The 13,823-nt window shown below is 71.7% G+C and carries 16 protein-coding genes and 1 pseudogene; 7 read left to right on the top strand and 10 right to left on the bottom strand.

The genetic code is table 11. The features are described 5' to 3' along the window. Positions 1–147 precede the first annotated feature (147 nt). The 3 genes from OG332_RS13715 to iscB all read right to left on the bottom strand — a co-directional run bounded on the left by OG332_RS13715 (position 148) and on the right by iscB (position 2,632). The gene (locus tag OG332_RS13715; protein WP_327413737.1) at positions 148–522 is read right to left on the bottom strand and encodes a VOC family protein; all 375 of its coding nucleotides are present in this window, start codon (positions 520–522) and stop codon (positions 148–150) included. A gap of 71 nt (positions 523–593) precedes the next feature. Beyond that, the gene (locus OG332_RS13710; RefSeq protein WP_327413736.1) at positions 594–1,217 is read right to left on the bottom strand and encodes a TetR family transcriptional regulator; all 624 of its coding nucleotides are present in this window, start codon (positions 1,215–1,217) and stop codon (positions 594–596) included. Positions 1,218–1,321: 104 nt separating this feature from the next. Then, positions 1,322–2,632, bottom strand: coding sequence for an RNA-guided endonuclease IscB (gene iscB, locus OG332_RS13705; RefSeq protein WP_327413735.1), 1,311 nt, complete (start codon positions 2,630–2,632; stop codon positions 1,322–1,324). 571 nt (positions 2,633–3,203) lie between these two features. On the opposite strand from iscB, the gene OG332_RS13700 reads away from it, so the two are divergent. The 3 genes from OG332_RS13700 (at position 3,204) to OG332_RS13690 (ending at position 6,406) form a co-directional block, all read left to right on the top strand. Then, complete coding sequence (locus OG332_RS13700) at positions 3,204–4,517, top strand: glycosyltransferase family 4 protein (RefSeq protein ID WP_327413734.1); 1,314 nt, start codon at positions 3,204–3,206, stop codon at positions 4,515–4,517. 75 nt (positions 4,518–4,592) lie between these two features. Beyond that, positions 4,593–5,327: a class I SAM-dependent methyltransferase gene (locus OG332_RS13695; RefSeq protein ID WP_327413733.1), complete on the top strand. Its 735-nt coding sequence runs from the start codon at positions 4,593–4,595 to the stop codon at positions 5,325–5,327. Further along, positions 5,324–6,406 (top strand): prenyltransferase, encoded by a 1,083-nt coding sequence (locus OG332_RS13690; protein WP_327413732.1) that lies wholly within the window; start codon positions 5,324–5,326, stop codon positions 6,404–6,406. The genes OG332_RS13695 and OG332_RS13690 overlap by 4 nt, the downstream gene beginning before the upstream one ends. 13 nt (positions 6,407–6,419) lie before the next feature. On the opposite strand, the pseudogene OG332_RS13685 reads toward OG332_RS13690, so the two are convergent. Next, positions 6,420–6,747: pseudogene (locus tag OG332_RS13685) on the bottom strand (hypothetical protein). Positions 6,748–6,926: 179 nt separating this feature from the next. On the opposite strand from OG332_RS13685, the gene OG332_RS13680 reads away from it, so the two are divergent. Together OG332_RS13680 and OG332_RS13675 are read left to right on the top strand one after the other, a co-directional pair. Beyond that, positions 6,927–7,499 carry a hypothetical protein gene (locus OG332_RS13680; RefSeq protein ID WP_327419216.1) on the top strand — a complete coding sequence of 191 codons (573 nt, stop codon included), beginning with the start codon at positions 6,927–6,929 and terminating at the stop codon, positions 7,497–7,499. 53 nt (positions 7,500–7,552) lie between these two features. Then, on the top strand, positions 7,553–7,954 hold the full coding sequence (locus OG332_RS13675; RefSeq protein WP_327413731.1) for a hypothetical protein: 402 nt from the start codon (positions 7,553–7,555) through the stop codon (positions 7,952–7,954). Between the two features lie 66 nt (positions 7,955–8,020). Here OG332_RS13675 and OG332_RS13670 read toward each other — a convergent pair whose 3' ends face one another. The 6 genes from OG332_RS13670 to OG332_RS13645 all read right to left on the bottom strand — a co-directional run bounded on the left by OG332_RS13670 (position 8,021) and on the right by OG332_RS13645 (position 12,450). Further along, entirely contained in the window at positions 8,021–8,236 is a 216-nt protein-coding gene (locus OG332_RS13670; protein WP_327413730.1) for an N-acetylmuramoyl-L-alanine amidase, read from the bottom strand. Positions 8,237–8,238: 2 nt separating this feature from the next. Then, complete coding sequence (locus tag OG332_RS13665; protein WP_327413729.1) at positions 8,239–8,433, bottom strand: hypothetical protein; 195 nt, start codon at positions 8,431–8,433, stop codon at positions 8,239–8,241. A gap of 177 nt (positions 8,434–8,610) precedes the next feature. Beyond that, positions 8,611–9,621 (bottom strand): LLM class F420-dependent oxidoreductase, encoded by a 1,011-nt coding sequence (locus tag OG332_RS13660; RefSeq protein ID WP_327413728.1) that lies wholly within the window; start codon positions 9,619–9,621, stop codon positions 8,611–8,613. Positions 9,622–9,735: 114 nt separating this feature from the next. Further along, a complete protein-coding gene (locus OG332_RS13655; RefSeq protein WP_327413727.1) occupies positions 9,736–10,560 on the bottom strand; it encodes a hypothetical protein in 825 nt (274 codons plus the stop codon). Positions 10,561–10,712: 152 nt separating this feature from the next. Next, on the bottom strand, positions 10,713–11,717 hold the full coding sequence (locus tag OG332_RS13650) for an N-acetylmuramoyl-L-alanine amidase (RefSeq protein ID WP_327413726.1): 1,005 nt from the start codon (positions 11,715–11,717) through the stop codon (positions 10,713–10,715). An 88-nt stretch (positions 11,718–11,805) separates the two neighbouring features. Then, entirely contained in the window at positions 11,806–12,450 is a 645-nt protein-coding gene (locus OG332_RS13645; RefSeq protein ID WP_327413725.1) for a class I SAM-dependent methyltransferase, read from the bottom strand. A gap of 274 nt (positions 12,451–12,724) precedes the next feature. Here OG332_RS13645 and OG332_RS13640 point away from each other — a divergent pair, with 274 nt between their 5' ends. Together OG332_RS13640 and OG332_RS13635 are read left to right on the top strand one after the other, a co-directional pair. After that, positions 12,725–13,573, top strand: a complete 849-nt coding sequence (locus OG332_RS13640) for a helix-turn-helix domain-containing protein (protein WP_327413724.1) — start codon at positions 12,725–12,727, stop codon at positions 13,571–13,573. Next, positions 13,533–13,799, top strand: a complete 267-nt coding sequence (locus OG332_RS13635) for a DUF397 domain-containing protein (protein ID WP_327413723.1) — start codon at positions 13,533–13,535, stop codon at positions 13,797–13,799. The genes OG332_RS13640 and OG332_RS13635 overlap by 41 nt, the downstream gene beginning before the upstream one ends. Positions 13,800–13,823 lie beyond the last annotated feature (24 nt).

Raw genomic sequence — 13,823 nt, 5'->3', positions numbered from 1 at the left:
CAAGGGCACGGAAAGGTCGCGGCCATGAGATGCCGCCGTCCGCATCGGTTGCCCGGCCGCTCTCGTGGCCTGCATGCGGGAATCCGGGCCCGGTCCCTGATCCCCGTCCCGTCCCGTCCCGCCTCGTGTCCGGGCGTCCGTCGAGGCCTACTTCGCCATTTCGGCGGCGCTCCGCTCGACGCAGAACTCGTTCCCCTCGGGGTCGGCGAGGGTCACCCAGCCGCTCCCGTCGGCCCGCCGGTGGTCGCCGACGAGGGTGGCGCCCAGGGCCACTATGCGCTCGACCTCCTCGTCACGCGTGCGGTCCTGCGGCTGGAGGTCCACGTGCACCCGGTTCTTCACGGTCTTGGTGTCGGGGACCGTCACGAACAGCAGGGTCGAGCCGGGCGCAGTGACCAGTGCCTCGGGGTCCCCGGGGAAGTCGTCGTCGGCGAGCGAGCCGTCCAGGACGGCGGCCCAGAACTGCCCGAGGCGGTAGGCGTCGGAGCAGTCGATGGTGAGGTGTCGCACAAGAGAGGCCATGCGGCGGACTATCGATCACGGGCCCGGCCGCTGTCCACCGAAATTGTCCGGGGCGTGCCCCAGCGGCTGCTTCAGGCCTTTTCCGGGGCCGTCAGGTCGATCAGGCGGCACACCATCTCGATGTCGATCTTGACCTGGGCGATCGAGGCACGGCCTGAAAGCCACGTGATCAGCGCCGAGTGCCAGGTGTGCTCGATGACCCGGACCGCCGAGAGCTGTTCAGCCGTCGGCGGGTGCTCCAGGCCCATCGCGTCCAGGATGATCGCTGTGGTCAGCCGGGACACCGTGTCCACCTCGGGGCTCACGCTACGGTCCGCGAAGGTCAGCGCCCGCACCATCGCGTCGGCCAGCTGCGGTTCCCGCTGGAGGGCGCGGAAGGCCCGCATCAGGGTCTCCGCGACCCGGGCCGCCGGGTCCTCCCCGGCCGGCGGGCGCTTGCGCAGCGTGGTGTGCATGTGCTGGAGCTGGTCCTGCATGGTGGCGACCAGCAGGTGCACCTTGGACGGGAAGTAGCGGTAGAGCGTGCCGAGCGCCACGCCGGCCGCCTCCGCGACCTCACGCATCTGGACGGCGTCGAAACCGCCCCGGCTGGCCAACTGGGCACTGGCGTGCAGGATCCGGCGGCGGCGCGCCTCCTGGCGCTCCGTCAGGGGAGGCGACGCCGGTGTGATGACGGCCTTCACTTCCGCTGGCATCGGCCTTCTTTCGTGGAACCCCCCTGCTTCAGCTGGGGGAGGGAGCGAATCCTTGGGGCACAGGCGCGGAGCGCCGGAGGTCTCTTCGTTGCTGTCGGTGGCGGTCAGGTGGTGTCCGGAGGTCCTTCGGGTCGGGTGGTGTAGGCGTAGCCGTCGGCTCGTTGGATGAGGCGGAAGTGTTTGTGCCCGATGCCTTGGATGAGGCCGTGGGCGGTTTTGATGTTGAACCTGCCGGTGGCGCGGACGGCGATCCGTCCGGTGTGGGTGCCGGCCTTCTTCCCGGTGGGGACGACTGCGCGGGTGAGGTCTCCGGTCTGGTAGCCGAAGAACGTCTTTTGCCTGGGCAGTCGCAGGCGGGGGAAGCCGTACTTGTCGGTGCGGGTGCGGGTGTATGTGCCGCGTCCGGTCGCGGTGACCGCGAGGACGCGGGCCGGGGTGCGGGTGACGGTGTCGAGCACGCCGACGCACAGGGCGTCGAGGGTATGGGTCTTCGAGGTGCCGGTCCGCTGACGGTTCCATTTGGTGCGGCCCCCGGATGCGGTGTGCACCGTGGGGAATGCGGCGCCGAGGGCGCGCCAGAGGGCCCAGCGGGTGGCGTTGACGGCTGCCGCGTCGTTGAGAGGGGCTTTGGCCTGGGCGAGGATCCGGGTCAACGTGCCTGGGGAATGCTTGAGGAAGTCCTTGAGTGGCTGGTTGGACTTCTTCTCGTTGCATGGGATGCACGCTGTGCACAGGTTGGAGATGCGGTCGCTGCCGCCGCGTGAGCGGGGGTGGATGTGGTCGATGTTGAGCGGGACTTCGGTAGCGCCGCAGTAGGCACAGGCCCGGCCCCACTTGGCCAGCAGGTATTCGCGGACTTCTGTGCCGCACAGGGTGCCGTGCTGGTACTCGGCCCCCTCCAGCTGTCCGCCATTGGACATGGCGTGAGTGTCGAACGCGACCCGCTCCACATGCACCGCGCGAACGGGTGCCCAGCGTGCGAGCCGTGTGGTCCACGACATGGTGGTGTCCACACGGTGACGCAGCGACGGCGCGAGCCAGCCCTTGGGTCGGGTGCGGTTGGAGAAGCGCGGAGCGCGATGACGCAGGTTGCGGGTTCGCCTGCCACGCCGGTAGGCGGCGCGAGCGGTGAGCTTGTCCCGGATGCCGCCGCCCCGGTGGGTCAGCTCGACCGCGTACAGGCCACGGCGCTCACCGTCCTTCGCGGTGAACACGGCGATGCCTGTGCACTTCGATCCGGGGTCGATTCCGAGCTCCACACCGTCCACCTGCGACTCGGAGACCGTGCGGTCTTTGAGGCGGATCACGAACGGAGTGTGCCGCGCAACGGCAGCCCGGCCCTTCTTGAGGAGCTCGCGGGCCCTGGCGGGTGTGGTCGGTTGCAGCGGTGTGCCGTGCTTGTCCAGGACGAACACGACAGGGTGGCCATCACGGGCCCTCTCCCCAACCTCGCGGTTGGGGGTGACGTGCCCGCCGCCAGGTGAAGCGTCGGGCATCTCCCCTCGCACATGTACCGCGCCGGGTGCCTCACGGCGTTCGAGTCCCGTTTCGTCCCCGATCCGGGGGGTGTCTGCTGACTCCAATTCGAGAGCAAGCTGCTGAGGAAGCACAGCTCGGTCGGTCTTCTGTCCTACGCGGTACGTAGCCAACTTCGTTCACCTCCACACATGTGTTGGCTGGTGCTGGTAACGGCGGCTCTTAGCCAGTGCGGCTGAAAGCCCCCTCCTTCCGGAGGGGGATCCCGTTACGTGTCCCGTTCCGTGGCCCTCCGTGTCGTTGCGCGGGCTGATTCCGGGCTGAATCCGGCTGGTCCGCAGTCAGCATGGCAGGCGCCGCAGTCGTGGCGCGAATCACCTGCTCCGCCTCTTACGGTGTAGTTTCCGGCCGGTAGATTCAATGCTCTTCGACGGATCAAGTCTGAAACTTGTTCTACATTATCCGAGCGGTTACGCTCCGGCGAAAGTTGCAGGGAGAAGGGGGCCGAGAGTGACCGCTGAGGCCATGGTGACGAGCCCTTTCGCGGGTTCCGCCACCGACGGCGACCGCCCGCTGCGCATTGCACTCCTCACCTATAAGGGGAACCCGTTCTGCGGCGGCCAGGGCGTCTACGTCCGCCACCTCTCGCGCGAGCTCGTACAGCTGGGGCACTCCGTCGAAGTGATCGGCGCGCAGCCCTACCCGGTGCTCGACACGGGCGCCTCGCTCACCGAGCTCCCGAGCCTGGACCTGTACCGCAGCCCCGACCCCTTCCGTACGCCGGGGCGCGAGGAGTACCGGGACTGGATCGACGCCGTCGAGGTCGCCACCATGTGGACCGGCGGCTTCCCCGAGCCGCTGACCTTCTCGCTGCGCGCCCGCCGCCATCTGGCCGCGCGCGCGGGGGACTTCGACGTCATCCACGACAACCAGACCCTCGGGTACGGCCTCCTCGGCGACCTCGGCGCACCGCTGGTCACGACGATCCACCACCCCATCACCGTCGACCGCAAGCTCGACCTCGATGCCGCGCAGGGCCGGGTGAAGCGGGCGTCCGTGCGCCGCTGGTACGCCTTCACCCGCATGCAGGGCCGCGTGGCCCGCAGGCTCCCGTCCGTCCTCACCGTCTCCGGATCCTCCAAGCAGGAGATCGCCCAGCACCTGGGCGTCCGGGACGAGCGCATCCACGTCGTGCACATCGGCGCCGACACCGACCTGTGGTCGCCGGACGCCTCCGTCGCCGAGGTCCCCGGCCGCATCGTCACCACCTCCAGTGCCGACGTCCCCCTCAAGGGGCTCGTGTACCTCGTCGAGGCCCTCGCGAAGCTGCGCACCGAGCAGCCCGAGGCCCACCTCGTCGTCGTCGGCAAGCGCGCCGAGCAGGGGCCGGTCGCCCGCGCCATCGAGACGTACGGGCTCCAGGACGCCGTCCGCTTCGTCAAGGGCATCACCGACGCCGAACTCGTCGACCTCGTCCGCAGCGCCCAGATCGCCTGCGTCCCCTCCCTCTACGAGGGCTTCTCGCTCCCGGCGGCCGAAGCCATGGCCACCGGCACCCCGCTCGTCGCCACCACCGGCGGTGCGATCCCCGAGGTCGCCGGACCCGACGGCGAGACCTGCCTCGCGGTGCCCCCGGGCGACGCGGGCGCACTGGCCGCCGCGCTGGGCCGGATGCTGGGCGACCCGCAGCTGCGGGCCCGCCTCGGCGCCGCCGGGCGCGAACGGGTCCTGACCCGCTTCACCTGGGCCAAGGCCGCCGAAGGCACCGCCGCGCACTACCGCGCCGCCATCGAGCAGGCCGCCCGTACCCGCCGCGCGCGGTGACCTGCCGCGCGCGGTGACCCTCCGCCTCATCCACACCCCCGCCCCACACCCCCGCGACCGCGAAGGCAGGACCCCGTGCTGACCGTCGATTTCTCCCGGTTCCCGCTCGCCGCAGGCGACCGCGTACTCGATCTGGGCTGCGGCGCAGGCCGGCACGCCTTCGAGTGCTACCGGAGAGGCGCCCAGGTGGTCGCCGTCGACCGCAACGGCGAGGAGATCCGCGAGGTCGCCAAGTGGTTCGCCGCCATGAAGGAGGCCGGCGAGGCCCCCGCCGGGGCCACCGCCACCGCCATGGAGGGCGACGCCCTCGCCCTGCCCTTTCCCGACGACTCCTTCGACGTCGTGATCATCTCCGAGGTCATGGAGCACATCCCCGACGACAAGGGCGTGCTCGCCGAGATGGTGCGCGTGCTCAAGCCCGGCGGGCGCATCGCCATAACCGTCCCGCGCTACGGCCCCGAGAAGATCTGCTGGGCGCTCTCCGACGCCTACCACGAGGTCGAGGGCGGCCACATCCGCATCTACAAGGCGGACGAGCTGCTCGGCAAGATGAGGGCCGCGGGCCTCAAGCCGTACGGCACTCACCACGCGCACGGGCTGCACTCCCCGTACTGGTGGCTCAAGTGCGCCTTCGGCGTCGACAACGACAAGGCGCTGCCCGTCAAGGCGTACCACAAGCTCCTGGTCTGGGACATCATGAAGAAGCCGCTGGCCACGCGGCTCGCCGAGCAGGCCCTGAACCCGCTCATCGGCAAGAGCTTCGTGGCGTACGCGACCAAGCCCCACCTCCCCGTCGGCGCGACCCAGTGAGCTCGCCCGGACGCACCGAACACCTGGTCCTGGACGGCGTACTGACCGCCGAGCAGGCCGCCGCGACGGTGGCGGGCATCCTCGCCGCCCAGCGCGCGGACGGGGCCATCCCGTGGTTCCGCGGGCACCACCTCGACCCGTGGGACCACACCGAGGCCGCGATGGCGCTGGACGCGGCCGGCGAGCACGAGGCCGCCGAGCGGGCGTACGCGTGGCTGGCGCGGCACCAGAACCAGGACGGCTCCTGGTACGCGGCCTACGCCGACCGGCCGCAGGGCGTGGACACCACCGAGCCGCAGGACGCCAGCCGCGAGAGCAACTTCACCGCCTACATAGCCGTCGGCGTCTGGCACCACTACCTGTCCACCGGCGACGACACCTTCCTCGACCGCATGTGGCCGGCCGTCTACGCGGCCGTGGAGTGCGTCCTGACGCTCCAGCAGCCGGGCGGCGAGATCGGCTGGAAGCGGGAGGCCGACGGCACCGCCGTCACCGACGCCCTCCTCACCGGCTCCTCCTCCATCCACCAGGCACTGCGCTGCGCCTTGGCCATCGCCGAGCACCGCGAGGAGCCGCAGCCCGACTGGGAGCTGGCCGCGGGCGCCCTGCGGCACGCGATCCGGCGCCACCCCGAGCGGTTCCTCGACAAGAACCACTACTCGATGGACTGGTACTACCCGGTCCTCGGCGGCGCCCTGACCGGCGCCGAGGCCACGGCGCGCATCGAGCAGCGCTGGGACGAGTTCGTGGTCCCAGGCCTCGGCGTGCGCTGCGTCCTGCCCAACCCGTGGGTGACGGGCGGCGAGTCCTGCGAGCTGGCGCTCGCGCTGTGGGCGACGGGGGAGTCCGACCGGGCCCTGGAGATCCTGCGCTCGATCACCCACCTGCGCGCCGACAACGGCATGTACTGGACGGGATACGTCTTCCAGGACGAGGCCGTCTGGCCCGTGGAGCAGACCACCTGGACCGCCGGGTCCCTGCTGCTCGCCGTGGCGGCGCTGGGCGGGGACGAGGCCACCACCGAGGTGTTCGGCGGGACCTCGCTCCCGGCCGGACTGGAGCCGGACTGCTGCGGCTGAGCCGCGGCCGGCGTCAGCGCCGGTAGAGCCAGCCGGCTACGGCGTGGCCGACGAGGAGGCAGACCACGGCGGCCACGCCGTAGCCGAAGACGACCTGGACCCTCCCCCAGCTACCGCTGGGGGTGCCCCCAGTGACTGAAGGTGAACAGGTCGTAGGACCAGCCGGCCAGCCGGCTGGCGGTGTCGTGGACGAACTCCACGAGCTCGTTGCCCCGGTTGGCGTCCAGCAGGTACATCAGGATCCACAGGGCGATGACGAAGGCCAGTACGCCCGCCACCAGTGCGACGGCCCGCCCGGCCTGACTGCTTCCGCGTGCGCTTGCCCGGGTGTGTGTGGGCATGCTCCGCGTGTTGCCGCGTAGGCGGACGGCAAACCCGAACGGGTCCCCGCGAGTGGCGGGGCCGCGGGGCAGGGGTGAGGCTGCGGGGGACACCTCAGTCCCCGGAGGAAACCGTGTCCGTACCCACGACCGTCCGATTCCGTCGCGCCGTCACGGCGGTGGTCCTGTCCACCGCGCTGATGGTCGGCGCCACCGCCTGCGGCAGCGGCGGGAGCGGCCCGCGCGAGGAGCTGTCCGCCGCGTCGATGGGGGAGCTGGCCGCGCTCGCGGCGGCGGAGCCCGTCGCGGCCGAGGCCGACGAACTGGCCGCGGTGGCGCCGTCGCCCAGCACGTCCGCCGAGAAGCAGAAGTTCGCCAAGACGCGCTTCGTCGCCAACGCCGGGCTCGCGGCCGGAGCGACGTACCAGTGGATCATCAAGCCGTACCGTGCGGGCAAGTTCAAGAAGGGCGCCAAGGGCCGTACCTTCGCGCTCATCAAGGCCGGCCTCGCGGGAGCGTTCGCGTACAACCGGCTGAAGGCGGCGGCCGACAACGCCAAGGGCGACCCGCTGCTGTCGAAGGCGATGGCGCCGCTGACGGCGGGCATCGCGTCCCTCAAGGGCCTCGGCACCAAACTGCGCAAGGGCGAGGCCGGCGACGCCGACATCAACTCCTTCGACGACGTCATCAGCAGCGTCAAGGAGGCGGGCAAGAGCGCGGGCGCCGAGGTCGTCGACAAGGTACCGAGCACGTCCCAGCTGAGCGGCGGCTGAGCCGGCCGGCCCGCCCGGCCCGGCGGCCGGTTCCGGCCTGTTTCAATGGGCGGATGATCGAGTACGTGTTCCTCGCCGCCGGGGCAGCCGGAGCCGCGTGGCTGTTGCGGCGCAAGCACCTCGCGCGGACGGCCGCCGGCCCCGTGCCCGGGATTCCCGGGATGGCGCGCCGGCCCGCCGGCGAAGGGCGCTGGCGGGCCGGCCGGGTGTACGCCGACGGGGGCGCGGCCCGCTGGGTCCCCGAGCGCGGCGAGCCCGTACCGCTGCCCGGCGGCCGCGCCACCGGGGTGCGGGTCCCCTCGGTGAAGGAGGGCATCGTCATCAACCCCGGCTCGCGGATCGTCACTTGCACCTACGAGGGCGGCGGGAGCATCGAGATCGCCGTCATGCCGCTCGACGTGCGCGAGCTGCTGGAGGCCGTCCCCCGGGCGGACACCGACACCCCTTCGTCCTGACACGCCGGGAGCCCCGGTCACCGCGGTGTGCGCGGTGACCGGGGCTCCGGTGTGCTGCGGGTGGGGTCAGCCCCGGGTGAAGTGGCCGAACAGGTCGGTGATCACGTGGTTGCTGCCGTCGTAGCTGTTCCGGATGCCGGCGCGGCCGTCCGCCACGGGGGTGGTGACGTGGTTGGGGACGGTCTCGCCGGGGCGCGTCTGGAGGCTGCTCGCCTCGGGCCGCGTGCCGCCGTGTCCGTAGACGGTCAGGAAGCCGGGGCCGGTGGTGTCGGTGGTGGTCACGTTCAGGGCCGCGCCGACGGAGCCTGCGGGCAGGCCGGCGACCGAGGCGGTGGCGCCGGGGGCGAGCAGCCGGAGTCGGAGGCGTTGTCCACGTAGAGGTTGATCGGGGTTTCGGCGGCAGCCGCAGTGGCGGGCAGGCCGAGGAGGGAGACGAGGCCCGCGGTCAGCAGGACTGTCGCACGAGTGGGGCGCAGCAAGGGTTTCCTTCGAGCAGAGGACGGCGTGGCCGCGGCGGGCGCGGCGCATCGCGACCGGTCTGCGGCCGGTTGCCCCCGGCGCCAGTCGGGCGCACGCGAAACCCGTAGCGGCGACGATCGTCATCCACTTTCAGCCAGCCACTGTCACTTCCGATGATCCCATCGGCGGGGCGTCCCCTAGCTGTTGAGTTCCGCCAGCACCCGGAGGGTGTGCGGGTCCGGGGCCGTCACGAGGAGGTCGGTGACAGGGCCCTTGCGCCACAGTTCCAGGCGTTCGGCGATCCGCTCCCGCGGGCCGATCAGGGAGATCTCGTCGGCGAAGGCGTCGGGGACGGCCAGGACCGCCTCCTCCTTGCGGCCGGCGAGGAACAGCTCCTGGATGCGGCGGGCCTCCTCCTCGTAGCCCATCCGGGCCATCAGGTCGGCATGGAAGTTGCGGGCCGCGTGGCCCATGCCGCCGATGTAGAAGCCGAGCATCGCCTTGACCGGGAGCAGCCCCTCGGCGACGTCGTCGCAGACCTTCGCGCGGGCCATCGGCGCGATCATGAAGCCCTCGGGGAGGTCCGTCAGCGCGGCCCGGTAGACGTCGGTGCGGGTCGGCGACCAGTACAGGGGCAGCCAGCCGTCCGCGATCCGCGTGGTCTGGGCGATGTTCTTCGGTCCCTCGGCGCCCAGCAGGAGCGGCAGGTCGGGGCGGAGCGGGTGGGTGATGGGCTTCAGGGGCTTGCCGATGCCGGTGCCGTCCTCGCCGCGGTACGGGTGGCTGTGGAAGCGGCCGTCCAGGGCGACCGGGCCCTCGCGGCGCAGCACCTGGCGGATGACGTCGACGTACTCGCGGGTCGCGGTGAGCGGGCTCGCGGGGAAGGGGCGCCCGTACCAGCCCTCGACCACCTGCGGGCCGGACAGGCCCAGCCCGAGCATCATCCGGCCGCCGGAGAGGTGGTCCAGGGTGAGGGCGTGCATGGCGGTGGCGGTCGGGGTGCGGGCGGCCATCTGCGCGATGGCCGTGCCGAGGCGAATCCGAGAGGTGTGCGCGGCGATCCAGGTCAGCGGGGTGAAGGCGTCCGAGCCCCACGCTTCGGCGGTCCACACCGAGTCGTAGCCGAGGCTCTCGGCCTCGGTGGCGAGGTCGAGGTGGGCGGGCTGGGGGCCGCGGCCCCAGTAGCCGAGTGCGAGTCCGAGGCGCATGTACGTCCCTCCGCGGTGCCGACAGCCATACCTGACGATGCGTCAGGTGACTGTAGGGCAACGGCCCCCCCGCCCGGAAGGGCGGGGGGGCCGTCGTGTGCGCGGGAGCGGGACTCAGCCGCGCTGGATGCCCGAGGTGTCGTTCAGGATGCCGCGGCGGCCGTCCTGGGTCTGCGCGACCAGGGTGGCCGGGCCGCGCTGCTCGACGGCCAGGTACCAGGTGCCCGGGGCGAGTTCGGCGATCGGGGTGGGGGTGCCGTCCTCGGCGAAGAGGGGGCGGGCCACCGGGACCGCGAACCAGAACGGCGTGAAGTCCGCAGCCGGGGCGGGCGTCGGAGCCGGCTGGTGGGCCTCCTGCGGGGCCGGCGTCGGGGTGCCGCCGTACGGCGGGACCGGCTGCGGGGTGGAACCGTAGGGCTGCTGCCCGCCCGGGTAGCCGTACCCGGCGCCCGGCTGGGGCTGGCCCGGCTGGCCCGGCTGGCCCGCGTACGGCGGGACGGCGGCCGGCTTCGGCTCCGGCACCAGCTGGCCCGCGAGGGCCGGGATCTTCGCACCGGCCACGGCCACGCCGGCCAGCGCCAGGGTGGCGAGGAAGGCGAGGACGGCGCCCGCGCCCAGGTCGAGCTGGCTCGGGCAGGTGATCAGCGCCCACAGCGCCGACCAGGCCGCCGAGACGGCGAGCACGGTGCCCCACGCCGTCAGCGGCAGGCCCAGGACCTTGCGGGTCTCCGGCTGGAAGCGGCCCGCGATGAGCAGGCCGGCGGCGATGAAGCCGAGCAGGAAGACGCTGGGGAGCACCAGGCGGTAGGAGTCGGTGTCCCACGCGCTCGGCAGGTCGCCACCCGTGGTGGAGTAGAAATCGAGGAACGAGGCGATGAACAGCAGCGCCGCTGCTCCGATCACCACGCCGTCGCCTCGAGTGAGGGAGCGGATGTTCACGTCTTAGGTGTCCTTCTCGGTCTCGGTCGTCTCGTGGTGCCGCGGTCGCAGATCGCGCCTGCACAGGGCGGGCGGCACCATGGTACGGAGGTTCCCCGCGGCCGAGAGGATCGGGGCGGCGAGCAGCCCCGAAACGGGGCTGCCGAGGTGGACTACCCGCCCAGGAAACCGACGATGCCGTCCGCGATGCCCTGCGCCGCCTTCTGCCGCCACTCCGGACTCGTAAGCTGCGCCGCGTCCTTGGCATCACGCATGTTGCCGCATTCGATGAACACCTTGGGCCGAGTTGACAGGTTCAGTCCGCCGAGGTCGTCACGAACGACCAAACCGGTACCGCTGCCGAGGTAGTTGGCGGGGGCCGATCCGGTGGTGCGGGCGAAGTTCCCGGCGATCCGCTCGCCGAGCTCGCGGGAGGGTCCGACGATCTTCGCGGTGTCCGCGGCGCCGCCCTTCACCTTGGCCGGCAGGATCACGTGGAAGCCGCGGCTGCCCGCGGAGACCCCGTCGGCGTGGACGGACACGACGGCGTCGGCGTTCGCCTCGTTGCCGATGCGGGCCCGCTCGGTGATGCACGGGCCCCACGGGCGGTCCTGCTGGTGGGTCAGGACCACCTTCGCGCCCTGGGCCTCCAGGGCCGCCCGCAGCCGCAGGGACACGTCGTAGGTGAACTCCGCCTCCATGTAACCGGAGTTGGTCGTGGTGCCGGTGGTATCGCACTCCTTGTGACCCGTACCGATGTCGACCTGCTGGTCGATCTCGTCGGTGTGCTTGAAGTTGCCCGTGTTGTGGCCGGGGTCGACGACCACGGTCTTGCCCGCGAGCCGGCCCTTGGCGGGCGCGGGAGCGGGTACGGGGGCGGCCGCGGGCGAGCTCGCGTCCGTACTCGGGCTGCCGCTCGGGCTGTCGCTCGGGGTGGAGCCGGGCTTCGCGTCCCGCCCGCCCGGCGACAGGGACGAGTGCGAGGCGGGCAGCGGCCGGGGCTGCTGCCCGTCGGGCTCGGATCCGGACAGCACCTGGGTCAGCACCCAGCCCGCCAGACAGGCCGGGGCGAGCGCGGCGACCCCGACGACGAGCGTGGAGCGTCGGGTGAACCAGGGCCGGTCCGGACTGACCGAGGAACCGGACTCGGGGGGCGGGTAACTGTCGTCTTTGCGCACGCGGCGATGCTAGACCGCCCCGCTGCCGCCCGGCCGGAACTGGGCCATCCGGGGGCGTGGTGCGATTGTCGGCCCGGCGTTCGTAGGCTCAGATGCCCGGCCCCGTGCGGCGCAGTACGCGCAGCGAGTCGGTGACCGAGATCTCCTCGAAGGCGCCGGAGGCGAGGGCGCGCAGGTAGATCCGGTACGGGGCCTGCCCGCCGTCGGCCGGATCCGGGAACACGTCGTGGATGACCAGCGTGCCGCCCTCCGCGACGTGCGGGGCCCAGCCCTCGTAGTCGCCGGTGGCGTGCTCGTCGGTGTGGCCGCCGTCGATGAAGACGAAGCCGAGCTTGCCGCCCCAGGCGGCGGCGACCTGCGGGGACCGGCCCACGATCGCGATCACGTGGTCTTCGAGACCGGCCTTGTGCAGGGTCCGGCGGAAGGTGGGCAGCGTGTCCATCAGGCCGATCTCCGGGTCGACGACCGTCGGGTCGTGGTACTCCCAGCCCGGCTGCTGCTCCTCGCTGCCGCGGTGGTGGTCGACGGTGATCGCCGCCACGCCGGCCTCGCGGGCGGCGTCGGCCAGCAGGATGGTGGACCGGCCGCAGTACGTCCCGACCTCCAGCAGCGGCAGCCCGAGCCCGGCCGCGGCCGCGGCCGCCTCGTACAGCGCGAGCCCCTCCCGTACGGGCATGAACCCCTTGGCGGCCTCGAAGGCGGCGAGGGTCTCCGGCTTGGGGTGGGCGGCCATGTGTTCCTCCTGAGCTGCGACTGGTCGGCCCATGCTGCCCTACCGCCGGGTAGGGGTCCATGCCGGGGCCCGGGCGGGCGGCCCCGGCCGGTTCTGACTGGTCCTGGCGGGGACGGCGCGCGGTGCGCCCGTTTCGCTCCGCGGGCTCTCCTTCCCACGCGTGAGCTGTGCGGACTGACCGGAGCCGGGCCGATTGCGTGATTCGGGCCACCTGTCCGCAGCCGGACGATTACGCTCGGCTACGGAACCACAACTGGCTTGGGGGTGACCGTCCATGGTCAGCACGCGCGATCTTGATCCCAGCGCCTCGCCGCTGGATTACTACGGCTACGAACTGCGCCGGCTGCGCGAGGGCGCCGGGCTGAAGCAGTCGCAGCTGGGCGACATCATCTACTGCACCGGCTCGCTGATCGGCCAGGTGGAGAACACGAAGCGGGTGCCGACGCGGGACTTCTCGGAGCGGGTGGACGCGGCGCTGGGGACCGACGGGCACTTCTCCCGGCTGGTGGGGCTGGTCCTGCGGAGCGTGCTGCCGACGTGGTTCCAGGCGTACGCGGAGATGGAGGCCAGGGCGGCGTACATCTCCACCTTCCAGGCGCAGTTGGTTTACGGACTGCTGCAGACCGAGGAGTACGCGCGGGCGGTGCTGGGCGTGCGGAGCGACGGGGACCTCGACGCGAAGGTGGCCGCCCGGATGGAGCGCCAGCGCGTACTCGACCGCGAGAACCCGCCACTGATGTGGGTGGTGTTGAGTGAGGCCGTGCTGCACCAGGAGATCGGTGGCCGGGAGGTCATGCGGAACCAGCTCGCCCACTTGTTGGACCTGCGGAGGCGGGAGTGGGTGCAGGTGCAGATCCTGCCCTTCGATGCGGGCGCCCATGCCGGACTGCCTGGCTCGTTCACCGTCCTGAGGTTCGATGACGACCCGGACATCGTCTATACCGAGGACTTCGTGCAGGGCCATATGACGGCCAATCCTCAGGCTCTCAGGGAAGGTTCGCTCCGATACGATCATCTGCAGGCCGCCGCGCTCTCCCTGGATGACTCGGCGGCGCTGATCGCCCGCGTATTGGAGGAGCGTTATGGACACCAACCAGCACCTGACGGGCGCAAAGTGGCGTAAGTCCTCGTACAGCTCCGACACCGGCGGAGAATGCGTCGAGTGTGCCCCCCTCGGCACCGCCGCCTGGCGCAAGGCCTCGTACAGCGGCGACACCGGCGGGCAGTGCGTCGAGGTCGCCGCTCAGCCCTGTCTTGTCGCCGTCCGGGATTCCAAGAACCCCGACGGGCCCGTCTTCACCGTCCATCCCGCGGCTTTCGCCACCTTCGTGAGGGCCGTCTCTGTATGATCCGCTCCCGACTGGGGGCAGGGG

It is taken from the genome of Streptomyces sp. NBC_01233 (genome assembly GCF_035989305.1).
Lineage (GTDB): Bacteria > Actinomycetota > Actinomycetes > Streptomycetales > Streptomycetaceae > Streptomyces.
The sequence above is the reverse complement of the archived record's forward strand: the minus strand, read 5'-3'. Positions and strand labels throughout refer to the sequence as shown.